The sequence below is a fragment of the Limosilactobacillus reuteri subsp. simiae genome, from assembly GCF_020784875.1.
GTDB classification, from domain to species: domain Bacteria; phylum Bacillota; class Bacilli; order Lactobacillales; family Lactobacillaceae; genus Limosilactobacillus; species Limosilactobacillus reuteri_H.
In genome coordinates, this window is the sequence record NZ_JAJGUI010000020.1 from 1 (window position 1) to 249 (window position 249).

A 249-nucleotide genomic window follows, 5' to 3' on the forward strand; every position below is an offset into this window, starting at 1 on the left:
TCGTACCGTCTGGCAACTCGCCCTTGTTCTTAATCCCGTCGGCTGGGTCTGGGATGACGCCGGTCTTCGTGTTTACATCTTGACCCTCTGGTGTGTACTTGTCAGCGTCAGTCGGCGTTGTTGGGTTCGTGACGTGTACTGTTACGGGAACTTCGTCCTTTGAACCGTCTGGGTAAGTTACCACAATCGTGGCTGGCTTGTCACCAGCTGTCGTTACATCTGGCGTGTCTTTCCAAGTATACTTCGTAC

At 53.0% G+C, this 249-nt stretch carries 1 protein-coding gene; it reads right to left on the reverse strand.

What is annotated here, in order from left to right; translation table 11 throughout:
* Positions 1 to 249: Rib/alpha-like domain-containing protein (locus LMC10_RS10625; RefSeq protein WP_267866769.1), on the reverse strand; the 249-nt coding region annotated here is incomplete at both ends.